The following is a 23,231-nucleotide window of genomic DNA, read 5'->3' as shown; positions in this document are numbered from 1 at the left end:
GTGCCAACCCTTTTTTATTATTAGAACATTCCCTCTTCAAACCTACTCTCATGGTTCACTCGCTCATGACTCACTTAATCGAAACCTTCACATCGGTACTTCATCACAGTGCACTCAAGCCTAGTCGGTTGATCGTGGCTTTCAGTGGCGGTGTTGATTCTCGAGTCTTGTTAGAGTTAGCTGCGCAGTACGCGAAAACGCATAACATTGAGTGCCGAGCGGTACATGTTCACCATGGTCTAAGCGACAATGCCGATTGCTGGACGAATCAATGCCAAGAGTGGTGTGATGCTTTGTCGGTTTCGTTAGCAGTAGAAAGGGTCTCGCTAGATATCAACAGTGGTGAGAGCATTGAAAAGCTTGCTCGAGATGCTCGATACCAAGCTCTTCAACAGCACATCAGACAAGATGATGTGCTTGCTACAGGCCAGCACATTGACGACCAACTTGAGACTTTCTTGTTGGCGTTAAAACGTGGCAGTGGCCCGAAAGGACTCTCTTCAATGGCTCAAGTGATGCCATTTGGAGAGGCGTTCATTGTGAGACCTTTGTTGTCGGTGACTCGAGCGGATATTGAAAAATATGCGCGCGATAAGGGCTTAACTTGGGTCGAAGATGAGAGTAATCAGGATCTGCGCTTTGACAGAAACTTCATTCGCCATCAAGTCGCGCCAACATTAACAAATCGCTGGCCAAGCTTTCGGGAATCGGTCAGTCGCAGTGCTCAGCTTTGCGCAGAGCAAGAGTTACTGCTCGATGAGTTGCTTGAATCACATTTCAAGAAAGCACTAAGTAGCAGTGAAAGCCAAAGCCAAAGCTTAAGCATTAAGGCGTTATCTCAACATTCTGATTTGTTACGAGCACGGCTGATAAGAATGTGGCTTAGCCACTGTAAGCAATCGATGCCGAGTCAAAAACAGCTCAAGCTTATTTGGGATGAAGTCGCATGTGCTCAGGCTGACGCCAACCCTAAGCTGGTATTGAATGATGCCGAAGTTAGACGCTTTAATCATCAGCTATATTTGGTACAAGACACCAAAGATTTGTCGAGCTGGCAAAGTGGCCTCTCGATTGGTGAGAACTTAGAGTTGCCAGATGGCTTAGGAATAATCCACTTAAAGTCAGTGACGAGTGATGCTGTTACTAACAGCCGTGATGCGCAAAGTTTTAGCCTGACGGGTGTTCAAGGAGCACTACGAGTCATCTTTAACCCTGAGGGACTCTCGGCTCACCCTGTTGGGCGCGGGCATAGCAGAAAGCTCAAAAAACTTTTTCAAGAATACCAAGTGCCGAGTTGGTTGAGACGCAGAACGCCAATATTAATGGATGGCGATCGAGTGATCGCTGTTATGGGCTTATTCGTAGATAAAAACTACGAAGGTCAAGATTGTGAAGCGCTTTGGAGCAAGTAAAAAAAGTTTGTGTCACAATTCGACGTCACTTTAATAAAAATAATTAATGGAATATGCAATGAAGAAAATTACACTAGGATTAGTTCTTGGATTTGGACTATTGAGTGGTAACGCTCTGGCGGGTGATGTTGCTGCGGGTCAAGCTAAAGCAGCAATCTGTGCAGCATGTCATGGTGCAGACGGTATCGCAATGATCCCAGGTTACCCAAACCTTAAAGGTCAAAACGAGCAATACATAGCTTCATCAATTAACGCATATAAGAATGGTCAGCGTACCGGCGGTTTGGCTGCTGTAATGCAGGCTCAAGCTTCCATGCTGAGTGATGAAGATATCGCGAATCTAGCTGCTTACTACGCAAGCCTTAAGTAAAATCTTCGCAAAGCGTTGATTAAACAAGATGATAAATTTCGAGCCAGAGCTTTAAAGCTCTGGCTTTTTTCATTGAATGTTTACTATAGCTAACCGATAATGAGCCATTCGCACAGTTTAAGGGATGAACATGAAAAAGATTGAAGCCATTATCAAGCCATTCAAACTTGATGATGTACGTGAAGCACTTGCAGAAGTGGGCATTACGGGTATGACAGTATCTGAAGTTAAAGGCTTCGGACGCCAGAAAGGTCATACTGAGCTATACCGCGGCGCAGAGTACATGGTCGACTTTTTACCTAAAGTGAAATTGGAAATTGTTGTGACTGACGAAGTGGCTGACCAATGTGTTGATACCATTATCGAAACAGCGCAAACAGGTAAAATCGGCGACGGTAAGATCTTCATTACTGACGTTGAACGTGTGGTACGTATTCGTACTGGCGAAGAAGACGAAGACGCCGTATAAAAAAACTATTACCCTAAAAGGAGCGTTTATCGCTCCTTTTTCATTTCTGGTAGGGTGCTGTATGTTTAAGAAAACCGTCATTGTTATCGCAGTCTTGATAACACTTGCTGTTGCTAGTTTTCATATTATCTTCGTGATCCCGAATAAACCGAATCTGATCACTTCCTCTCAAAACACTAGCAACGATATTTATAGCTGCTACCAAAACTCGAAACCGAAGGCGATTGATGTGTCTGACGGATTGAGCCTCACCGTGTGGAATATTTACAAGCAAAACCGCAGTAACTGGCAGAGTGAGTTAAATAAACTTTCGGCAGGAAGCGATTTGGTTTTATTGCAAGAAGCGAGTATGACAGAAGGGCTTCGTCAATGGGTGACCAGTGGCCAGTGGGGAAGTACTCGAGTGAATGCGTTCGAAGCCTTTGAGCAAAGTGCTGGTGTACTCAATCTAGCGACACATTTGCCGATCGAAGCTTGTGCTTATACTCATGAAGAGCCTTGGCTTCAACTGCCTAAATCGGCGCTTTGGTCTCGTTATCAGTTGAGCAATGGTGAAGAGTTAGCGATCATCAATATCCACGCGGTGAACTTTACGTTTGGTACTGAAGATTACGAAGCTCAACTCGAGAGCTTGACTGATAACCTGCAGCAATATCGTGGGCCTGTCGTTTTTGCTGGCGACTTTAACAGTTGGAGTGAGGCGCGCTTTTCTGTATTAAAAACTGAACTGGAAAAGGTAGGCTTGAAAGAGGTCGCTTTTGAACCCGATAACCGCACCCAATTTATTACGGGGTTGGTGCTAGACCATGTGTTTTATCGTGGCTTAGAAGTAGAAAAAGCAAAAGCGCCCATCACGGACGCTTCTGATCATAACCCTATGCGAGTGACCTTTAAGGCTAAATAGTAAGAAGCTATTGGCTATTGGCTATTAGTCATAGGAGCTTAGCTGTTTGCCATTCACACTGTGGTTACGTTGGGTAGTTTTATGGAATAAATAGGCTAGAGAGTTTTCGCTAGCCTTATCTCTTCAACTTAAAATATTAAAATGTAGAGAGCCCAGATTAGGTAATAGCCAACCCATGGTAAGCCTGAAATCACAAGCGCTTGCCCGCGTTCAAACTCAGTCCATGTTAATACCGCGGCATAACCCAGCACGATGTACCATGGCAGCAATAGTGGTAATGAGCTAGCAAACTGCGACCAGTCACTAGTGAGCGGTAACTTGATTAAGCCGTTTAAGCTGTTCAAGTCAGCAGCGTAGTTCATCACATGTCCGTGCTTGAGTATTAGGCTTGCGTAGCTCGCCACATCACCTAAAACAGCTGGGAACATCACAACAGACGAAGCTGCAAACCATCGCCAGTAACTGTGCTGATGTTGGCTTGGTTTGGTTTGGTTGCTAGGTTAAACCAAAACGCCAACAGAGCGATGGTTAACGTTCGGCCAAACACATCGCTGATGATTTCACTCGCGAGTAGGGTATTGCTGTCAAGTAACGCCAATTGATCCGGGTTAGTTTGAGCAAGTTGTTGTGACAACTCTGCGCTCAACCATGCAAAATCTACATTCGAAAAATAGGCACCCCAAAATAAAAATGGACTGAGTATTAATACGACGTAGGGTTGCCATCCCCAAGCACTTCGCTGATAAAGCGCTAAGAAACAAGCTGTTGGTGCTCGGAAAATATCCAACAGCATGACGAGTGGGTTACTTGACGGGTTCATACACTTACCTTAGTTACATCAACATACAGCTTCAGTTTCTGTCCTGGCTGTAGGTATTTTTTGTTCTGCAAAGTGTTCCATTTTACAACATCTGTACTTTTTACTTTGAACTTTGATGCAATACCGCTGACTGTGTCACCCGATCTTACGTTATAAAAGATAGTGCGGATGATGGCACCATCTGAACCATTCTTCCAAATGACCAGTTCTTGACCAATACGCAGTGTGTCGCGTGGTCCCATGCCATTCCACTTAGCCAGTGATTGGTGAGACACCTTATTTGCGCGTGCAATCGTCCACAGGCTGTCTCCACTTCTTACCGTATGGCTTAGCTTATATTGGCCTCGACTCTTCGACTGTGTGCTTGCTAGGCGGTTTGAAGCGCTTAGTGCGTACGTTTTGTCGTCTTTGGTTGAGGTTGGGATAAGTAGGTGCTGACCAATACGGATATTGTTGTTGCTCATCCCGTTTGCAGAACGAATCACTTTGCTGGTGGTGTTGTATTTACTCGCTAGGACGCTGATGCTATCGCCAGATTGCACTTTATAACGCACCAACTTCATGCCTTTGCCTTTATTGGCCGCCACTTCTTTGTTGAACTTCTCAACAGAGCTTAGAGGAAGCAATAATTGCTGATGCTTTTCTGGTGCCGTCGCCCATTGGTTATAAGCTGGGTTGTAGCCTTGCAGCTCTTTTACCGGAATGCCTGCGTAGTTTGCCGCAATCGCCAGATCAAGTTGTTCGTCTGGGTTAACCAGAGTCAATACCGGCTTGTTAGGGATTGCAGGAATGTCGATGCCATACTTTTCTTGGTTGGCAATCACGTCAGCCAGTGCAAGTAGTTTTGGCACGTAGCTGCTGGTTTCTCTTGGTAAATCCAAAGAGAAGAAGTCGATTGGCTTACCCAGCTTCTTGTTTTTGCGGATAGCACTGCTTACACGACCACCGCCACTGTTATAGGCAGCAATGGCATGATTCCAATCGCCATCGAAACGTCTGTTAAGGTCTGACAGGAAATCCAATGCAGCGTCGGTAGAAGCGGCGACATCACGACGACCGTCGTACCAGAAGTTCTGTTCTAGTCCGTAATCTTTGCCTGTGCCAGAAATAAATTGCCATAGACCTGCAGCGCTGCCATGAGAGTAGGCGAACGCATCGAAAGAACTTTCTACAACCGGCAACAATGCCAATTCTAGTGGTAAGCCTTTTTCTTCAATCTTAGTTGTGATTAGATAAAGGAAGGGTTCAGCACGTTGTGAGACGGTTTTTAGATGACTAGGGTGCTTTAGATACCAAGTTCGGTAGTAATCGACCTTCTTTTGGTCGGGTACTTCCATTTCAAGTTGCATCGCAATACGTTTCCAAACATCTTCTTGTGTTTGTGGGGTAACGACAGGTGCTTCAACTTTTGGTTCTTCTTTGGTCGCTTCTGATGAAACGTTCGTTTGAGAAACTTCTTTAGTAGGAGATGTGTTGGTTTGCTCGGAAGCTTGGTCTGGATTCTCTGACTGAGTTAATTGGCAACCAGAAAGTAGTAGTACCAAAGCCCAGCTGTACTTAACTCGCATGTTACAGCCTTTTTAATAAACGGCCGATGATAATACTTGCCACCCCCTATGAGTGACAAGTCTGGATTTGTTAAAATTCGTTCTTCCACGTACGTAAAGCGGTGAACACTGACAGAGGATCGGTGTTTTCGGTGCGGTTAGAGACTGATTTGATTACACTTGGTTCGGTGTAACGTAAGAAAGGGTTCACGAACTTCTCTTGTCTCAAATTTGTGGGGATGGTCGACTTATTTTGCGCGCGCAGTCGGTTCACTTGGTCGCGATATTGCTGCAAATGTTGGTTATCAGGTTCAACAGCCAGTGCGAAAGCGATATTGGCGGCTGTGTATTCGTGTGCACAATAGACTTCGGTTTCTTGAGGTAGCGCTGTGATCTTGTTCAGTGCATCAAACATCTGTTGTGGTGTGCCTTCCATGATTCGGCCGCAGCCTGCTGAAAACAGCACATCACCACAAAATAGCTTAGCATCACCCACATAGCCAATGTGTCCTGCAGTATGGCCACTAAGCCCTAGCACGAGGAACACTTCTCCAAACAGCTCCAACTGGTCACCGTCATCGACTGGATGAGTCAGGGTTGGAATTGGCTCATTTCTAGGGCCAACGACGTCTACGCTTGGGAATTGTCTGACTAATTCTGGAACGCCACCAATGTGATCATGGTGGTGGTGTGTAATCAAGATTGCATCTAAAGTTAGCTCATGATGTGCTAAGTACTCTAATACTGGAGCAGCATCACCAGGGTCGACGACAGCACAACGGCGATCGCTATTTTCAATCAGCCAGATGTAATTGTCGTTAAATGCAGGTATGCTTTTGATATGTAACATTATTGGTTCTCCAGTCACTTTTAGTGAGACAGAATAAGTGAGACAGATTATTGATGAAGCCAGCACGTAGCAGAAAAAAGTTTGAGTGTCCTTACACTTGGGCACAGTTGCACAATGGGGACTGGTTGAGAGAATCTATTCAAACTCGACTCGATGAGTGGTGTCCAAAGCTATTTGGTTACCATATGCTCAAGCTCGGCGGCCTCAGTAGTGAGATTTCTAGCTGCACATGCAACATTCAACATCAAGTAAACCTAGATATCCAGAACCCATTACATAATGTGATAGCGGATGGCTATAATTTACCCTTTTTAGAGAAAAGCTTTGATGTTGTGGTGCTCAGTCATCAATTAGATTATAGCAACGACCCTCACCGATTATTGAGAGAGGTCGATCGAGTAATGATGGACGATGGTTATATCATCATTACTGGCTTCAATCCGTTTAGTATTACCGGACTCGCAAGTTTACTGCCTTGGCGTAAGAATAGTTTGCCTTGGAGTGGACGTATGTATACGCCAAACCGAATTAAAGACTGGTTAGGGGTATTGAACTATGAAGTGATTCATTGCGATACCTATGCGCTGTTTCCTATGAGTAAATATCAGGCAGTGTGGACGTGGTTAGAGAACAGCTTGGGTGGCTGTGCTTCCTTTGCGGGAAGCCAATATTTTATTGTTGCTCGTAAGCGTACTTACCCGCTCAAACCGATTAAGCCTCATTGGCACCTTAAACGACGCTTTTCTCCTGTTGGAGCAAGCTTTAGAACCAATAGCCGTCCCACGCAGCATTCAAACAAGGCTTCATATCCGCTAAAAACAGAAAAAGCCGACTAGTAGTCGGCTTTTCATCTATTAATTAGTTTAAGCAATCATAAACCAGTTTTTGAAATGTACGTCTAGTTTAAAAGACGATTAGCTTGGCTGATACCCCGTATCTTCTTGAGTCGGATTTTCCGCTGCGTTTCTTGCTAAATCATCACACATTTCGTTCTCTCTGTGCCCTGCGTGTCCTTTTACCCAACGCCAATCAACGCTATGACGCGCGGTCTCTTTATCTAGCCGTTGCCAAAGGTCGGCGTTTTTAACCGGCTTCTTATCAGCTGTTTTCCAATCACGCTTTTTCCAGTTATGGATCCACTGGGTGATACCTTGACGTACGTATTGGCTATCTGTTGTTAGAATCACTGAGCAGGGTTCTTTGAGTGCTTGAAGCGCAATGACTGCGGCGAGCATTTCCATTCGATTGTTGGTCGTCAGTGTGAAGCCTTCTGCTAGTGTCTTTTCGACTTTTTTATAGCGAAGTACGATGCCATAGCCACCAGGACCTGGATTGCCTAAACAAGAACCATCAGTGAAAATTTCAACTTGTTTCGTCATGATTTGATACTATTACCTCAAGCACATTATCGGCATAGTCTGACACAGATATCCTTATGAATACCAGTAGCACTCCAGAACAAAGCGTTGACGCAGCAGCGAACTCCAAATCAGAAAATGGGGCGAACGCAGAAAACAAGCGCATCATTGTACTCGATACCGAAACAACCGGTATGAACACGGAAGGTGGCCCTCACTACATGGGCCATCGCATCGTAGAGATCGGTGCCGTCGAAATCATCAACCGTAGATTGACCGGACGTCATTTCCACGTCTACATCAAGCCCGATCGTGCCATTCAAGAAGAGGCGATTGGCGTTCACGGTATTACTGATGAGTTCTTGGTAGATAAGCCTGAGTATCAAGATATACACAAAGAGTTTCTCGACTTTATCAAAGGTGCTGAGCTGGTGGCTCACAATGCGCCCTTCGATACGGGTTTTATGGACTATGAGTTTGAGAAGCTTAACCCTGCGATTGGTAAAACGGATGACTACTGTAAAGTTACCGATACCTTGGCGATGGCGAAAAAGATATTCCCAGGTAAAAGAAATAACCTAGATATCTTATGTGACCGTTATGGTATTGATAATTCACACCGTACTCTCCACGGCGCTTTACTCGATGCGGAGATTCTAGCTGACGTCTATTTATTGATGACAGGTGGACAAACTTCGCTGCAATTTAACGCTGGCCAACAAGATGGCGGTGCAGAAAGCATCCGAAGAGCAGAAAGTGGTCGAAAATCCCTAAAGGTTTTACGAGCTACGGCCGATGAAGTAGAAGCGCATCAAAGTCGTTTAGACCTCGTCGAGAAAAGCGGAAGCTGTCTCTGGCGTCAGTAGGGAGAAAGTATGTTAAGGGTATTGGCTACCGGTTACTTATTGCTGTTAAGCTTTAGCTTACATGCGGCAACGGAATCCGTAATGAGTTTATTGGACAACCGCTTTCGCGTTGATCCCAGTATTGAACAAGTCACCTTTGTGATTTATCGAGCCGATAACTCTAAACCTGTCGTTTTGGTTCGCCCTGACGGCAAGAAATACTACGCTTGGCGCAATGCCGATAATGTCCGTTGGTACGAAGAGTCGTCAATGGACATCATATCTATCGACAATCCGATGCCAGGCCCTTGGCAGGCGGTTGGTAAGGTCTCACCTAAGAACAACATCAAGCTATTGTCTCACCTTGTTTTAGATGCCAATGACTTCCCTGACAAACTGTACCAAACCGAACACATTAAATTTACGGCTCGTTTGACCTCTGACGGCAAGCCTTTGGTGCTGCGTGATTTTTTAGATCGTGTAAAGCTTAAGGTCACTTTTACTAAGTTCGTTGAAAATGAAGAATCTTTGGTGAGAGAGGCGCGCCCCGTTCCGGTTGTGATGGGCGAGTTTGCCGACGATGGCAGTGGTCTTGATGAACAAGCCGGAGATGGCGTTTTTACTGTGTCGTTGCCGATTGATATTGAGCCGGGTAAATACCGCGCGCGTATTACTTCTGGTAATGGTGTGTTCCTTCGAGCACAAGAACAAGAGGTATTGGTCTACCCAACACCGCTCACCACGACGTTTATTCAGTCTCGTAAAGAAGGGCTGCCTCATACTATTGTCGTATCAGGTGAACCGGGCATGATAGCCCCAAGCTCATTAGCCGTTCATGTTGAGCATAAAGCCCCTGATGAGTATGTAACGTATAAGCAAGGCCAAGCTGAAGTCGATGCGATGAAAGTGCCTTTAGAGGTGCCTTACAATGGTGATTTGGGGATTTATAGTTGGTCAGGAATGGTTTACGCCACCGATGCTTCAAGTCAACGTCCACTGATCTTTCCAATTACAGAGCAATCATACAGCGTTGTTGAAGATATCGATTTAGCGGAGTCAAGACGCCTTCAAGAAGAAGCGCTAGCCGAGCAAAAACGTATTGCGACAGAGTTGATGATTCTTCAGAAACGTGAAGATGACCGACAACGCAGTATGATCATTATTGCTATCGGTAATGTTGTCGCGATTCTATTGGGCTTGTTGATCTGGTTTGTGATTCGTAAAGTGACGGCAAAGAAACAAGCTCAGCCTGAGATGCAGCTAAGAGCTCCTAAATAAAACAGGAGTCGTCGCTGACGAGTTCATTCAGCGTTCGCTTTAGCTCTTCGATGTAAGTAGCTCATCGATATAAGCTGCTCATGGATGTAACATTGCGACTACTTGATTGAGATATAAAAAAACGGGACTCTATGAGTCCCGTTTTTACTTTTGGTCTATCTCGTGTATCTGGTTTCGTAACTGAGTTGCTTAATTACATACCGCTACAACTGATACTTTGGCTAGGCTACGTTATCAATCGATTGACCTGGGTATTGTGACTTTGCTGCGAGTTCCTCTGGCGCGAAGTCGTCAACGTTAATCGTGTACAGACGGTGCTCTTCTGCGCTAACAAGCAACGCGGCTTCTTGCTCATTTAGAATACCTTTCTCAAGTCCTAGTTGAGCAACAAGATCGAGTCTCAAGAAAGCGCGTTTTTGATGTGTCTCTTTACAAACTTTATCGAATAAAGGTTCGGCTTGCAGAATCACTTCTAGTGCTTTCTCGATCTTACCAACAGGGTTGTATTCCGTTGCTTCTAAGTATTGACCGCGGCCAATACGTGAACGAGTTTCACTTGGTGTTTGCAGGATGTTCGCTACTTGGCTGTCAAGTTTGTCATTAGGTGCACGGCGAATACGACCAAATGGCATTAACACAACACGAAGTAGACGACCAATTACCGGGTTAGGGAAGTTTGCTAGGAACTCATCAATCGCGACTTCAGTTTGACGTAAGCTATCTTGCATCCCCCAATGTACTAGCGGTAGATCCTCAGCGTGGCTGCCTTCACTTTCAAAACGCTTAAGTGTTGCAGACCCTAAGTACAGTTGACTTAGGATGTCGCCCAGTCTTGCAGATAGACGCTCTCTACGTTTCAAAGAACCGCCCAACACTGCCATTGAAATATCAGACAGTAGCGCTAGGTTAGCGCTGTAGCGGTTCAATTTTTGGTAATAGCGCTGTGTTTGTTTGTCGGTTTTATTGGCTGGCGTTGGCGTATCAGAACCGCGGCCATCGGTTAAACCAAACCACAAACTGCGAACGAGATTGCTGAGCGTAAAGCTAACGTGGCCAGCTAACGCAGAATCAAACTTATCCAGTGCATCGCTACTTTCAGAATAAGCCGCTTCCATTTCGCTTAGAACATAAGGGTGACAACGAATCGCGCCTTGACCGTAGATGATCATTGAACGAGTCAGGATGTTTGCACCTTCAACGGTAATCGCGATTGGCGAACCTTGGTAGCCACGCGCTAAGAAGTTTGATGGACCTAAACAAATGCCTTTACCACCGACGATATCCATCGCATCGATGATGCTGCGTTGACCACGGTGAGTACAGTGGTATTTAACGATAGCAGAGATAACTGAAGGCTTTTCGCCAAGGTCGATACCTGCAACGGTCAAGTTACTCGCAGCGTCCATTACGTATGCATTACCCGCTAGGCGTGCTAGTGGCTCTTCAACTCCTTCCATGCGACCAATCGGTTGTTTGAACTGGCGACGAATGCGAGCGTAAGCACCGGTTGCCAGCGCTGCTGACTTGATGCCACCTGTTGAGTTTGAAGGCAGCGTGATACCACGACCAACCGACAAACACTCAACCAGCATACGCCAGCCTTGGCCTGCCATTTTCTGACCACCAATGATGAAATCGATCGGTACGAAGATGTCGTCGCCCTGAGTTGGACCATTTTGGAATGGAACATTGAGTGGGAAATGGCGATTACCAATCTCAACACCTTTCAAATCTGTTGGGATAAGCGCACAGGTGATACCAAGATCTTTTTGGTCACCAAGTAGGCCATCTGGGTCACGCAGTTTAAAGGCCAAGCCCAAAACAGTCGCGACAGGCGCCAAGGTGATGTAACGCTTGTTCCAAGTTAGGCGCATGCCCAATACTTCTTCACCTTCCCATTCACCTTTACAAACCACACCGTAATCAGGGATAGAGCCAGCGTCTGAGCCTGCTTCTGGACTGGTCAGTGCGAAACAAGGGATCTCTTTACCTTCAGCTAAGCGCGGCAGGTAATGGTTTCTTTGATCTTCTGTGCCGTAGTGTTGCAATAGCTCACCAGGGCCTAGTGAATTCGGTACGCCAACGGTCGATGATAATACGCTCGAAACACCCGTTAGCTTCTGTAGAACCAAAGATTGAGCGTAAGCTGAGAATTCTAAACCGCCGTATTTCTTTTTGATGATCATGGCAAAGAATTTGTGGTCTTTTAGGAATTGCCAAACTTCTGGTGGTAGATCCGCTAACTCATGCGTCACCTGGTAATCGTTCACCATTTCACAAACCTGATTTACAGGCCCGTCTAAAAAGGCTTGTTCAGCTTCAGATAACTTAGGGTCTGCAATGTCTTGCAACTTCTTCCATTCTGGCTTGCCTTTGAACAGCTCAGCTTCCCACCAAACGGTACCCGCTTCCAATGCTTCTTTTTCTGTCTGAGACATTGCCGGGAGTACTTTCTTAAACAAAGAAAGCGCTTTTTGGCTGATGATGGTTTGACGAATTGCAGGTACAGCAAGCATTGCAACGGCCAAAAGGTAACAAAGCCAGCCAGTGACAGCTACGCCGCCAAACAATGTCAGTACAACCATTGACCCGGTTAATACGATTAAAGCACGTACCAGACTAACTCTATGGTAAAGGCAGACACCAAAGATGGTTGTCATGGCAAGTAGGGAGAGCAATATGTTCATGATCGATTTCCTTTTCAGAGATCACTTATCGTTATGATTTTAGGTGAGAGGTCTAACCAGTTAAGTGTAAACAAAATATTAAATATTTGTAAAACTCTAAATTGGGTAAAAAGTGATCTTAATAGAGTTAAAATTCTAATTGTGAGAGGTTGGTGGTGAATAATTGGACGGTTCTGCAGTGAGAGGTTAATTAAGGTGGCAATCTTTTGGCTTAAGTATCGACACTATTTCATGTTTGTGGGTAAACTCAGTGATAAAGAGGGGAAAACCCTCAGTTCTCATTTCACGCACTTCAAGTTGCGTCAAAAAATATAAGAGATAAGCCTTATGTACCAAGACCTAATCAAAAGTGAATTGAACGAAGCTGCTGACGTTCTTAACAAGTTTTTGAGCGATGACCACAATATCGCTCAAATTGAAGCTGCGGCAAAATTGATTGCTGACTCATTTAAACAAGAAGGCAAAGTGCTTTCTTGTGGTAACGGTGGTTCACACTGTGATGCGATGCACTTCGCGGAAGAGCTAACTGGTCGTTACCGTGAAAATCGCCCAGGCTACGCTGGTATTGCGATTTCAGATCCGAGTCATTTATCTTGCGTCAGTAATGATTTTGGTTACGACCATGTCTTTTCTCGTTATGTAGAAGCCGTGGGTCGTAAGGGCGACGTGTTGTTTGGTTTGTCGACTTCAGGTAACTCTGCCAACATTTTGAAAGCGATTGAAGCTGCTCAAGCTAAAGGCATGAAAACCATCGCGCTAACCGGTAAAGATGGCGGTAAAATGGCAGGTTGTGCTGATATCGAAATCCGAGTTCCGCATTTTGGTTACGCTGACCGCATCCAAGAGATTCACATTAAGATCATTCACATTGTGATTCAGCTTGTCGAAAAAGAAATGGAATAATAGTTTTACAGACATTTGGAGCCCAGCTTAGGCTCCATTGGTTTTAAAAGGGAGTAGATTAAACCATGTGTGAATTGCTCGGTATGAGCGCGAATGTGCCAACTGATATTTGTTTTAGTTTCACCGGCCTGATGCAGCGTGGAGGTAATACCGGACCGCATCGTGATGGGTGGGGAATCACCTTTTATGAGGGGAAGGGCTTTCGAACGTTCAAAGATCCTAACCCTAGCTGTGAATCAAAGATTGCTGAGTTAGTTCAAAACTACCCAATTAAAAGCCAAGCTGTTGTCAGTCATATCCGTCAAGCCAATCGTGGTGGCGTTAATCTAGAAAATACTCACCCATTTACCCGTGAGCTTTGGGGGCGATACTGGACCTTCGCTCACAATGGCCAATTAACGGATTACGATGATCTGGTTAGTGGACGTTTCAGACCTGTCGGTGAGACCGACAGTGAACTTTCTTTCTGTTGGTTAGTGAAACAACTAGAAGATCGTTTTCCTGAACCACCACAAGACATGGAAGGCATGTTTCGCTTTGTTGCGGAATGTTGTGACCAGTTGCGTGAGAAAGGCGTCTTTAACATGCTACTCAGCGATGGTGAGTACGTCATGACCTACTGTACGAATCACTTATACTGGATAACAAGACGTGCGCCTTTTGGTAATGCTAGCCTGATTGATGAAGACGTTGAGATAAACTTCCAAGAAGAGACTACGCCAAATGATGTGGTTACGGTCGTTGCAACACAGCCTCTAACATGCAATGAAGAGTGGTTTAGGATGAAGCCAGGCGAATACGCACTGTTTCATTTTGGTGAGCTGATCGGCAATAACCATAAAGCGTTGGAAGATGTTGCTTACGCACCTAAAAAGGTTGCAAGCCAAGCACCAACTGAGCCATTGAGCTAAGTATTCCGAATAGTATTATTTTGAAACGCATAAAAGAAAGGCCGCTTACTGAACTAATAAATCAGTAAGCGGCCTTTTTTTGATTTGATTTGATTTGATTTGATTTGATTTCTGACGAATTACTCTTCTGCGTAACCGTGCTTGCCTAATGGTTTACCGTCTAAGATTGCTTGTCCGTTTGCCATTGATAAACGATCTTCCGCGAACCATTTGCAGACCATAGGGTAAATGCAGTGTTCTTGGGTGAGCACTCGGCTTGCTAGCATGTCGGCATCATCCCCTTCAAATACTGGTACCTTAGCTTGTAAGATTACAGGGCCACCGTCGAGCTCTTCGGTAACAAAGTGGACACTGGTGCCATGCTCTTTGTCCTGAGCATCAATAGCACGCTGGTGGGTGTGCAGCCCTGGATATTTAGGTAACAAAGAAGGGTGGATATTGATCATTTTACCCGCGTAATGACGAACAAACTCTGAACTCAGAATGCGCATGTAGCCAGCGAGTACAATCAGGTCGGGTTGGTAAGCATCGATCTGAACCATCAATTCATGATCAAACTCTTCACGCGAGTTAAATTCTTTTGGATTCACCGAGTGAGCGTCAACATCTGCTGATTTTGCGCGCTCTAGACCAAAAGCATCCTCTTTATTTGAGAAAACGGCCTTAACAGAGGCGTCAATCGTGTGGTTGTCACAGGCATCCAAAATAGCTTGTAAGTTGCTTCCGCTTCCTGAGACTAAAACGACGATGTTTTTCTTAGAGTGACTGTTATTCATAGAATGGCTGTTCTTCATAGAGTGGGTCATGCGATTGGTTAACTAAAGTATTTACAATTTACCTACATAAACTAAGGTTTTCTGCGGGCTAAATAGCAAAATGAGGACCAATAGGTCCTCATTTATTAACTAAGTAAGTGAACGTATCACTTATTTAATTTCAACTTGCTCTTCGCCAGCTTCAGCGTTTGCGATCTCACCGATAACCCAAGCGTTTTCGCCTTCAGCTTTCAGTAGTTCAACAGCAGCGTCTGCTTGATCTTTAGGTAGAGCAACAATTAGACCTACGCCACAGTTGAAAGTGCGGTACATTTCAAATGTCTCCACGTTTCCTTTCTCTTGTAGCCAGCTGAAAATAGCAGGCCATTCCCAGCTCTTGCCATCAATCACTGCTTTAGTGCTTTCTGGAAGTACGCGTGGGATGTTTTCCCAGAAACCACCACCTGTGATGTGCGAAATAGCATGAATGTCATGCTCTGCAATCATCTTAAGTGCCGATTTGATGTAAATCTTAGTAGGTTCTAGTAGGTGCTCACCGATAGTGCGACCTTCTAGTTCTTCATTTTTATCAGCACCAGAAACTTCTAGAACTTTACGAATCAAAGAGTAACCGTTTGAGTGTGGACCGCTTGAGCCAACAGCGATAAGTGCGTCGCCTGCTGCTACTTTAGTACCATCAATGATGTCAGCTTTTTCTACAACACCAACACAGAAGCCAGCAACGTCGTAGTCGTCGCCTTCGTACATGCCTGGCATTTCAGCCGTTTCGCCACCGATTAGTGCACAACCTGCTTGAACACAACCTTCAGCAATACCTGAAACAACGTCTGCTGCTGTATCTACATCTAGCTTACCTGTTGCGTAGTAGTCTAGGAAGAATAGCGGCTCACCACCTTGAACGATTAGATCGTTCACACACATTGCCACTAGGTCGATACCAATGGTGTCGTGTTTTTTCATATCCAAAGCAAGGCGAAGTTTAGTACCAACACCATCAGTACCTGAAACAAGCACTGGCTCTTTGTATTTCGTTGGAAGTTCACATAGGGCGCCAAAGCCACCAATACCGCCCATTACTTCAGGGCGACGAGTGCGTTTAACGGCACCTTTAATACGGTCTACTAGTGCATTACCTGCGTCGATATCAACACCAGCGTCTTTGTAGCTTAGAGAAGAAGTATTACCACTCACGGGATAGTCCTCGAACTTAAGTTGGATGTGAAAACGGCGCTATTCTAACAGGGCTTGATTACCAAGAGCAAACGTTTGCGCGGTTTTTTTTATTAGAATAAAGATTCTGAAATAACCTTAGAGTTCGTGTATAATCTACAGGTTTGTTTAAATATTGCCGGAGTTGGAAATGAAAGTTGTTGAAGTGAAACACCCGCTAGTAAAACATAAAATTGGCCTGATGCGTGAAGGTGAGATTAGCACTAAGCGTTTTCGTGAGCTAGCGACAGAAGTGGGTAGCCTTCTAACATACGAAGCGACATCAGACTTTGAAACTGAGCGTGTAACTATTAATGGTTGGAACGGTCCAGTTGAAGTTGACCAAATTAAAGGTAAAAAAGTAACTGTAGTGCCAATCTTGCGTGCTGGTCTAGGCATGATGGACGGCGTTCTTGAGCACATCCCAAGTGCACGTATCAGCGTTGTTGGTATCTACCGTGACGAAGAAACGCTTGAGCCAGTACCATACTTCAACAAGCTTGCATCTAACATCGACGAGCGTATTGCTCTAGTGGTAGATCCAATGCTTGCGACAGGTGGTTCTATGATTGCAACGATCGACCTAATGAAAGAGAAAGGTTGTAAGCACTTTAAGATTCTTGTGCTTGTAGCGGCTCCTGAAGGTATCGCTGCTCTAGAAAAAGCGCACCCAGACGTTGAGCTTTACACGGCTGCAATCGATGAGAAGCTAAACGACAAGGGCTACATTGTTCCTGGTCTTGGCGATGCTGGTGATAAGATCTTCGGTACTAAGTAATTCGGTTTCAGCGTAAGTGACTCTAAACCGTTTCTTAACTTGCTGAATTAGCCGTATTAATAAAAAGGGAGAGCATTCGATGCTCTCCCTTTTTTGATCTTGCTAGCTTGTGATGCTCTTTACTGAGTATAACAAGCCTCTATTAGTTCGTTGATTTGCAGTTAGTCTATTTGCGCTTTATCTACAACGGTGTTGTCGCCTAGCTCTTCAGGAAGGACTAGGTTCAGTAGAATCGCCACGATACCGCATAAGCTTACGCCTTGAAGGCTAAAGTCACCGATGCCAAATGCCATGCCGCCAATACCGAATACTAGAGTAATACCGACAATCACAAGGTTACGTGATTTGTGTAGGTCAACTTTGCTCTGAATTAGGGTGTTCAGGCCGACTGTTGCGATTGAACCAAACAGTAGAATCATGATGCCGCCCATTACAGGAACTGGAATCGTTTGAAGTAGAGCACCTAACTTACCAACCAGTGCTAGAACAATCGCTGTTACTGCAGCCCAAGTCATGATTACTGGGTTAAATGCTTTCGTCAGCATTACCGCACCTGTTACTTCACTGTAGGTTGTGTTTGGTGGCGCGCCCAGCATAGAAGCTGCAATCGTCGCCACACCGTCACCTGTGATCGTGCGGTGTAGACCTGGTTTTTTAAGGTAGTCTTTGCCGGTTACGTTAGAGATAGCAAGCATGTCGCCAACGTGTTCAACGGCCGGTGCAATCGCAACAAACACCATAAAGAAGATAGCGTTGATATTGAACTCTGGCGCGGTGAAGTTAGGTAGAGCTAACCAAGCAGCTTGGGCAACTGGTGTGAAATCAACGACACCGTAAACCAAGCTTGTGATGTAACCCGCGACAATGCCACCAAAGATAGGTAGTAGCTTAAGGAAGCCTTTCGAGAACACACTGATGACAATCGTCACTAGCAATGAAATAGATGAAATCCACAATGCTGCGTCTGCATCGATAAGCTGGACTGCACCGTCGCCTGTTTTACCTAGCGCCATGTTTACCGCAACAGGAGCAAGACCTAAACCGATCACCATGATCACAGGGCCAACCACGACGGGTGGAAGCAGCTTATGGATGAAGGCTACGCCACGTACTTTAATCAACGCACCCATTAATACATACACAACACCGGCTGCCATTAGGCCGCCCATGGTTGCACCTACACCCCAAGTTTGAATACCAAACATGATAGGGGCGATGAATGCAAAAGAAGATGCTAAGAAGATTGGTACTGAACGGCGTGTAATAAGTTGGAATAAAAGGGTACCGATACCTGCGCCAAAGAGTGCAACGTTGGGATCAAGTCCTGTTAGTAGCGGCACCAGTACAAGCGCACCAAACGCTACAAACAGCATTTGCGCACCTTGCAGAGCATTTTTCATGTTATGTCCTTAAAATGGTCGTTATATGAAAAGTGAAAAATAAAATTCGCGGGATTCTATCACTTAGCAATCGATTGCCACACCAAATAGATCAAATTTATTTATCTTAGTGATGTTTTATATCCATCGTCGCCCGAAAAACTCAGTTTATAAGTGAGCGATTTATCATGGCCAGGTGATATTTTAAGGTTATTAAACACAGTGGGCGCTATCGACCTTGCCCCTCAATCCATAGTTGCTTATCATCTAGGCACAAGATTTGAATATTAGGATCAGTATGCGCTACATAGCATTGTTGTTGATGGGACTATTAGCCTCTCCGAGTTATGCCTTAACTCAAGTAGATATTTTTAGTGCTGAAGTTGCGATTAACGCTGAAAACAAACAGCCAGAGCAAGTGGCAAGAAATACAGGTATGGAGCAGGTATTAATACGTGCGACTGGCCAAACCGATGTCGCTTCGAATGAGACGATTCAAAAGGCGATGCGTAAGAGTTCGCAGTACATGTCTCAAATGAGTTTTGGCGAGAGCAATGACCAATCAACGTTGCGTATGCGTTTTAACGGTGCTCAAATCCGTTCTCTATTGACGCAAGCACAGTTGCCGTACTGGCCTGACACGCGTTCAAACATCCTTGTTTGGCTAGTAGAAGAGCAGAACTACGACAAGAACATTGTGTGGGAACATTCGAACTCACAGTTGGCTGCAGGCTTACAAGCGAACGCAAAAGAGCGCGGCTTACCCCTGACGTTACCAGTCGGTGATTTTGACGATATTACTGGTATTGCGACCTCTGATCTTTGGGGTAGCTTTGTTACGCCAATCAGCAAAGCGAGTCAGCGTTACCCGGTTGATGCTGTATTGGTGATTAAGGCTCAATCTTCTGGATTACGCTGGACTCTGTATGACCAAAAACCAAACCAACTGACGAGCGCACCAAAATCGCCAGTCAGTGGTTCAGTATCGGGCAACAGTGCGACGACTTCTAAGAAGCTTGTTGACCAAATCAGTAACTACTACGCGAGTAAGAGCGCAGTAACGGTTGCGAGTGAATCTTCGGAATCAATCTTAACGCAGTTTATTAGCCTGAATAACGCGCAAGATTTCTTCCAGTTGGAGAGTGCACTTAAGCGTTTAAACTCAGTGGCAAGCCTAGATATCCTTAAGATTCAAAACAACGAAGTGACCTTCCGAATTCACTTATTGTCGACTCAACAAGAGTTTGAGCAAGAAGTTGAAAGCATTCGCCAAGTCGCGAAGGTTGAAGAGTCTTACATTGAACCTGAAGTGAGCCCTGAATTTGAAACGCAAGACAACTCCATGTCTGTCGGCGATGATTCAACAGACGCTGTTGATGCTGAGAGTAGCGAGATTGACTCAAGCGTTCAGGTGATTAAAGGCAGTGAGGTATCTACGGATGCTGAGCCAACAGGTACTTCTGATGTAACGTTAGACGAATCTGGTGAAGAAGAACTTACTGTAACAGCACCAGTACACGCTAAGCCAAGCCTAGTATATGAATGGGTTCGCTCGTAATCGTCTACCAAAATGACTGATTGAAATGACATTATGAAAAAGTCCTGCAAGAGTTATCTCGCAGGGCTTTTTGTTGTTCTGGTGTTATGTAAGCTCTAAAGCATCGAATCAATATTATTGCTCGAATTTCGCTTTCTCTTTCTTTTCTACTTCAGAAAGGCGCTTAAGCTTAATACCTAACTCTTTGGCTCTAAAACGGGTAAACAAGATATTACCTGCGAAGCCTAGGCTAGTCAGGAGTAGTTCTACAGCTGCTAACAAACGCTCTCCACCGTCTACATACATAATCGTTAACGCGTGTAGGAAGTAGAGCATTAAGACGAAATTCGCCCAAGCGTGCGTATAAGGCTTGCCTGCTAGAATGCCCGGTAATGGCAGTAACAGCGGTACAGCCCAAGCAATCGCAAGTGTGACATTGCTAAGGTGCGGGTGCGGTGAAAGCGTCATCTGCCAAGCCACTACCCAAAATAAAAGCAGCAAGTTACCTGCTAACGCTAGGTAGCGAAAGAGCTTGGTTTTGGGAGACATAGCCGTTTCTGGCATATACATCATTGAGAGATTCCCTTCTGGTTGATAGCTATGCGTGATAAGCGTTTACCTAGGTTCTGCGCTAACTCAATTTCTTCTTTGCTTAATGAAGCGCTCTCTCCAGTACTGCTTGCACCGTAGGGTGTGCCACCGGTTTGAGTGGTGTGCAGCGCAGGTTCTGAGTAGGGGATTCCCACGACTAACATGCCATGGTGAAGTAGAGGCAGCATCATGCTTTGCTGTGTCGTCTCTTGACCACCATGCAGTGATGAGGAAGAAGTAAAGACACAAGCTGGCTTATCGATGAGATCGCCATTGATCCACATTGATGTCGTGCTATCCCAAAAGTGCTTCATTGGCCCAGCCATATTGCCGAACCAAACTGGGCTGCCTAGTGCTAAACCATCGCAAGAACGAAGCTCTTGCAAGGTCGCGATAGGATCTGTCGGTTGATAACGCGAATCAGGCTGCTCTTCTACCGTGTACACGTCGTTTACCGTTCTCAGCATGGCTTCGCAGTTCGGGATAGATTCAACCCCTCGTGCGATTTGTCTTGCTAGCGCTTGTGTGTTGCCGTGGCGACTGTAGTAGAGAACAAGAATGTTAATGCTCATATTGGCTTACAGAATCTCTAGTACTTGCTCTGGTGGGCGACCAATTTTTGCTTTGTTGTTCGCGACAACAACAGGGCGTTCAAACAGTTTTGGGTTTGCTGCCATTGCTGAGAAAAGAGCTTCATCAGTCACCGCTGCATCACCAAGATTTGCTTCTTTGTAATCTGCTTCTTTAGTGCGCATCATCTCGCGCACGCTGGTAAAACCAAGCTGAGTGAAAAGCACTTTAAGCTGTTCGACAGTTAAAGGTGTGTCTAGGTATTTGATAACCTCAGGCTGTACGCCGTTTGCTTCAAGTAGTTCGAGAGTTTGACGGCTCTTTGAGCAACGTGGGTTATGATAAATCACGACAGACATGGTTCTTCCTCATTATTATTTTTGATTTAGTTGTTCAGTTGAAGCCACCTGAATGGCTTCTTTATTATGTAATGTTGAGCGTTGTTTTTATTCTTTTACCAAGAATGACGGCTAATAAAACAAGCTTATTGCAGCGATAAGAAACGTTCGCGCTGAATCATTAACTGGTCAATTCGAGCATCATAACGTGCTTGTTTTAGGCTGCCGAGCTCTGCGATTTGGCTGGCCTGCGTGTAGTACTGAATCGCTTTGTTCCAGTTGGCTTGCAGTGCCAAAATTTCTGCGCGAGCGGCAAGATCTTCGTCGCTATTACCTAAGCTCGTATTTACCTTTGAAAGTAGGTGCCAGCCATTGGTGTCGTTCGGATTATCGTGCGTGTAACGCTGTAATACGCGAACGGCTTCTGGGAAATTTTCATTCTCAATCAGCGCATTGGCGTAGTTAATGGTCAGAACCGAGTTGTTTGGTTGACGAACCAGTGCTGATTCAAGTTCTTTAATCGCAATCTCAGGCTTTTTCTGTTCAATGTGCAGATCTGATATTGCATCTAAATAAAACAGGTTGGTTGGATCGCTGTTGATGAGCTTGGTCAGAATCGGCTCAGCTTTATCCAATTTTTTAGAATCTAGATAAACCAGTGCTTGGCCATATTCTAATGAAGGCACCATGGCTTTCGGTGCTTTCTTCAGTTTGCGTTCAAACCAATCTAAGGCCGCATCATTGTTGATACCCGCATAGCGCGCGACAATACGAGCTCTCGCTAGGTGGTAATCTAATGAAGGAGCCAGTTTAAGTGGCGGATAACTGCGAGCACGGGCACGAGAATCTGTGATTCGGTCTTCTGGTAATGGGTGAGTTAGCAGCATTGGTGGTGGTGTGCTTGCGTAGCGGTATTCATCAGCCAAACGACCGAAGAAACGTGGCATCGCATTTACATCGAATCCAGCTTTTGCGAGCGTGTTGATACCAAAGCGGTCGGCTTCTTTTTCATTACTACGGGTGTAGTTGATTTGGCTTTGCATGTTACCCGCCGTTGTTGCGGTTAATGCAGCAATACCCGCTTCAGGGGCTGCAATTGCCAGTAATACAGAAGCTGCAAGTGCTGCGATAGTCGCAGGAGAACGACGAGCTTGGTCTTCCATACTACGTGCTAAGTGACGTTGGGTAACGTGCGCGATTTCGTGCGCTAATACCGAGGCGAGTTCACTTTCTGATTGAGCATGCAGGAACAGACCTGAGTGCAGCGCCACGTAACCGCCAAAAAAAGCGAAGGCGTTAATGTTGCGGTCACGGATCATAAAGAACTGGAAAGGGGTCTTTACATCATTCGCGTTCGCGACAAGGCGATGGCCGAGCGTATCGATATATTGGTTGAGAACAGGGTCGTTGACGATGGGCTGGCTGCTTCTGATGATGCGCATGTAGGCATCACCATAGATAAGTTCTTGGTCGATAGTGAGTGTGCCGCCAGCAGCGGTGCCGATATCCGGTAGCTCCAAACCATTGGTATTCGCCAACGTTGGTGTGCTTAATGTGGCTGCGATGCATAAGCAAGCAATTGAACGAGCGCGTTTAAACATATTAGTCAGTAATACTCCGTTTCATCTGACAGTAAGACAAGTGCAATGCAAATTGGTTCTTTATCTGATTTAACCTTTACCAAGTGCGTGCGCTATCA

The 23,231-nt window shown here is 45.3% G+C and carries 22 protein-coding genes and 1 pseudogene; 11 read left to right on the top strand and 12 right to left on the bottom strand.

All coding sequences use genetic code 11. The features are described 5' to 3' along the window. The first annotated feature begins 65 nt into the window (after positions 1 to 65). The 4 genes from tilS (at position 66) to QUF19_RS13030 (ending at position 3,155) form a co-directional block, all read left to right on the top strand. Complete coding sequence (gene tilS, locus QUF19_RS13045; RefSeq protein ID WP_286294504.1) at positions 66 to 1,412, top strand: tRNA lysidine(34) synthetase TilS; 1,347 nt, start codon at positions 66 to 68, stop codon at positions 1,410 to 1,412. A gap of 58 nt (positions 1,413 to 1,470) precedes the next feature. After that, complete coding sequence (locus QUF19_RS13040) at positions 1,471 to 1,782, top strand: c-type cytochrome (RefSeq protein WP_286294503.1); 312 nt, start codon at positions 1,471 to 1,473, stop codon at positions 1,780 to 1,782. A 130-nt stretch (positions 1,783 to 1,912) separates the two neighbouring features. After that, entirely contained in the window at positions 1,913 to 2,251 is a 339-nt protein-coding gene (gene glnB / locus QUF19_RS13035) for a nitrogen regulatory protein P-II (protein WP_004738609.1), read from the top strand. 61 nt (positions 2,252 to 2,312) lie between these two features. Then, positions 2,313 to 3,155 carry an endonuclease/exonuclease/phosphatase family protein gene (locus tag QUF19_RS13030; RefSeq protein WP_286294484.1) on the top strand — a complete coding sequence of 281 codons (843 nt, stop codon included), beginning with the start codon at positions 2,313 to 2,315 and terminating at the stop codon, positions 3,153 to 3,155. Between the two features lie 128 nt (positions 3,156 to 3,283). Here QUF19_RS13030 and QUF19_RS13025 read toward each other — a convergent pair. From QUF19_RS13025 to gloB, 3 genes and pseudogenes are all read right to left on the bottom strand, one after another. Next, positions 3,284 to 3,975 (bottom strand): annotated as a pseudogene (locus QUF19_RS13025) (YIP1 family protein). Continuing rightward, complete coding sequence (locus QUF19_RS13020; protein WP_286294482.1) at positions 3,972 to 5,543, bottom strand: LysM peptidoglycan-binding domain-containing protein; 1,572 nt, start codon at positions 5,541 to 5,543, stop codon at positions 3,972 to 3,974. The pseudogene QUF19_RS13025 and the gene QUF19_RS13020 overlap by 4 nt, the downstream one beginning before the upstream one ends. A gap of 70 nt (positions 5,544 to 5,613) precedes the next feature. Continuing rightward, positions 5,614 to 6,372: a hydroxyacylglutathione hydrolase gene (gene gloB, locus QUF19_RS13015; RefSeq protein ID WP_102361945.1), complete on the bottom strand. Its 759-nt coding sequence runs from the start codon at positions 6,370 to 6,372 to the stop codon at positions 5,614 to 5,616. A 53-nt stretch (positions 6,373 to 6,425) separates the two neighbouring features. Between gloB and QUF19_RS13010 the strand changes: the two genes are divergently transcribed. Next, on the top strand, positions 6,426 to 7,208 hold the full coding sequence (locus QUF19_RS13010; protein ID WP_102435059.1) for a class I SAM-dependent methyltransferase: 783 nt from the start codon (positions 6,426 to 6,428) through the stop codon (positions 7,206 to 7,208). Positions 7,209 to 7,286: 78 nt separating this feature from the next. On the opposite strand, the gene rnhA is transcribed toward QUF19_RS13010, so the two are convergent. Further along, on the bottom strand, positions 7,287 to 7,751 hold the full coding sequence (rnhA, locus tag QUF19_RS13005) for a ribonuclease HI (protein WP_004734327.1): 465 nt from the start codon (positions 7,749 to 7,751) through the stop codon (positions 7,287 to 7,289). A 56-nt stretch (positions 7,752 to 7,807) separates the two neighbouring features. Between rnhA and dnaQ the strand changes: the two genes are divergently transcribed. Together dnaQ and QUF19_RS12995 are read left to right on the top strand one after the other, a co-directional pair. Next, positions 7,808 to 8,596, top strand: coding sequence for a DNA polymerase III subunit epsilon (dnaQ, locus tag QUF19_RS13000; RefSeq protein WP_170960633.1), 789 nt, complete (start codon positions 7,808 to 7,810; stop codon positions 8,594 to 8,596). Positions 8,597 to 8,605: 9 nt separating this feature from the next. Next, on the top strand, positions 8,606 to 9,853 hold the full coding sequence (locus QUF19_RS12995) for a TIGR03503 family protein (RefSeq protein WP_102435057.1): 1,248 nt from the start codon (positions 8,606 to 8,608) through the stop codon (positions 9,851 to 9,853). Between the two features lie 221 nt (positions 9,854 to 10,074). Here QUF19_RS12995 and fadE read toward each other — a convergent pair whose 3' ends face one another. After that, the gene (gene fadE, locus QUF19_RS12990) at positions 10,075 to 12,540 is read right to left on the bottom strand and encodes an acyl-CoA dehydrogenase FadE (RefSeq protein ID WP_286294475.1); all 2,466 of its coding nucleotides are present in this window, start codon (positions 12,538 to 12,540) and stop codon (positions 10,075 to 10,077) included. Between the two features lie 327 nt (positions 12,541 to 12,867). Between fadE and lpcA the strand changes: the two genes are divergently transcribed. After that, positions 12,868 to 13,443, top strand: a complete 576-nt coding sequence (gene lpcA / locus QUF19_RS12985) for a D-sedoheptulose 7-phosphate isomerase (protein WP_017063379.1) — start codon at positions 12,868 to 12,870, stop codon at positions 13,441 to 13,443. A 65-nt stretch (positions 13,444 to 13,508) separates the two neighbouring features. Then, positions 13,509 to 14,354, top strand: a complete 846-nt coding sequence (locus QUF19_RS12980) for a class II glutamine amidotransferase (RefSeq protein WP_017079424.1) — start codon at positions 13,509 to 13,511, stop codon at positions 14,352 to 14,354. Positions 14,355 to 14,473: 119 nt separating this feature from the next. Here QUF19_RS12980 and purN read toward each other — a convergent pair whose 3' ends face one another. Both purN and purM read right to left on the bottom strand, forming a co-directional pair. After that, complete coding sequence (purN, locus tag QUF19_RS12975; protein WP_286294469.1) at positions 14,474 to 15,160, bottom strand: phosphoribosylglycinamide formyltransferase; 687 nt, start codon at positions 15,158 to 15,160, stop codon at positions 14,474 to 14,476. Positions 15,161 to 15,280: 120 nt separating this feature from the next. Next, positions 15,281 to 16,321, bottom strand: a complete 1,041-nt coding sequence (purM, locus tag QUF19_RS12970; protein WP_286294468.1) for a phosphoribosylformylglycinamidine cyclo-ligase — start codon at positions 16,319 to 16,321, stop codon at positions 15,281 to 15,283. Between the two features lie 169 nt (positions 16,322 to 16,490). Here purM and upp point away from each other — a divergent pair, with 169 nt between their 5' ends. Next, positions 16,491 to 17,117, top strand: coding sequence for a uracil phosphoribosyltransferase (upp, locus tag QUF19_RS12965; protein ID WP_017060716.1), 627 nt, complete (start codon positions 16,491 to 16,493; stop codon positions 17,115 to 17,117). A gap of 161 nt (positions 17,118 to 17,278) precedes the next feature. Here the strand turns inward: upp and QUF19_RS12960 are convergent, their stop codons facing one another. Next, positions 17,279 to 18,517, bottom strand: a complete 1,239-nt coding sequence (locus QUF19_RS12960) for a uracil-xanthine permease family protein (protein WP_017107211.1) — start codon at positions 18,515 to 18,517, stop codon at positions 17,279 to 17,281. Between the two features lie 277 nt (positions 18,518 to 18,794). Here QUF19_RS12960 and QUF19_RS12955 point away from each other — a divergent pair, with 277 nt between their 5' ends. Continuing rightward, positions 18,795 to 20,054 (top strand): DUF2066 domain-containing protein, encoded by a 1,260-nt coding sequence (locus QUF19_RS12955; protein WP_286294462.1) that lies wholly within the window; start codon positions 18,795 to 18,797, stop codon positions 20,052 to 20,054. 114 nt (positions 20,055 to 20,168) lie between these two features. Here QUF19_RS12955 and QUF19_RS12950 read toward each other — a convergent pair whose 3' ends face one another. From QUF19_RS12950 to bepA, 4 genes are all read right to left on the bottom strand, one after another. Next, a complete protein-coding gene (locus tag QUF19_RS12950) occupies positions 20,169 to 20,606 on the bottom strand; it encodes a DUF2069 domain-containing protein (protein ID WP_017107212.1) in 438 nt (145 codons plus the stop codon). Continuing rightward, entirely contained in the window at positions 20,603 to 21,196 is a 594-nt protein-coding gene (wrbA, locus tag QUF19_RS12945; RefSeq protein WP_286294455.1) for an NAD(P)H:quinone oxidoreductase, read from the bottom strand. Before wrbA ends, QUF19_RS12950 begins: the two co-directional genes overlap by 4 nt. Positions 21,197 to 21,202: 6 nt before the next feature. Continuing rightward, positions 21,203 to 21,553 (bottom strand): arsenate reductase (glutaredoxin), encoded by a 351-nt coding sequence (gene arsC, locus QUF19_RS12940; RefSeq protein WP_286294453.1) that lies wholly within the window; start codon positions 21,551 to 21,553, stop codon positions 21,203 to 21,205. A 125-nt stretch (positions 21,554 to 21,678) separates the two neighbouring features. Beyond that, on the bottom strand, positions 21,679 to 23,133 hold the full coding sequence (gene bepA, locus QUF19_RS12935) for a beta-barrel assembly-enhancing protease (protein WP_286294452.1): 1,455 nt from the start codon (positions 23,131 to 23,133) through the stop codon (positions 21,679 to 21,681). Between the last annotated feature and the right edge of the window lie 98 nt (positions 23,134 to 23,231).

It is taken from the genome of Vibrio sp. FE10, from assembly GCF_030297155.1.
GTDB lineage: Bacteria > Pseudomonadota > Gammaproteobacteria > Enterobacterales > Vibrionaceae > Vibrio > Vibrio apostichopi.
The sequence above is the reverse complement of the archived record's forward strand: the minus strand, read 5'-3'. Positions and strand labels throughout refer to the sequence as shown.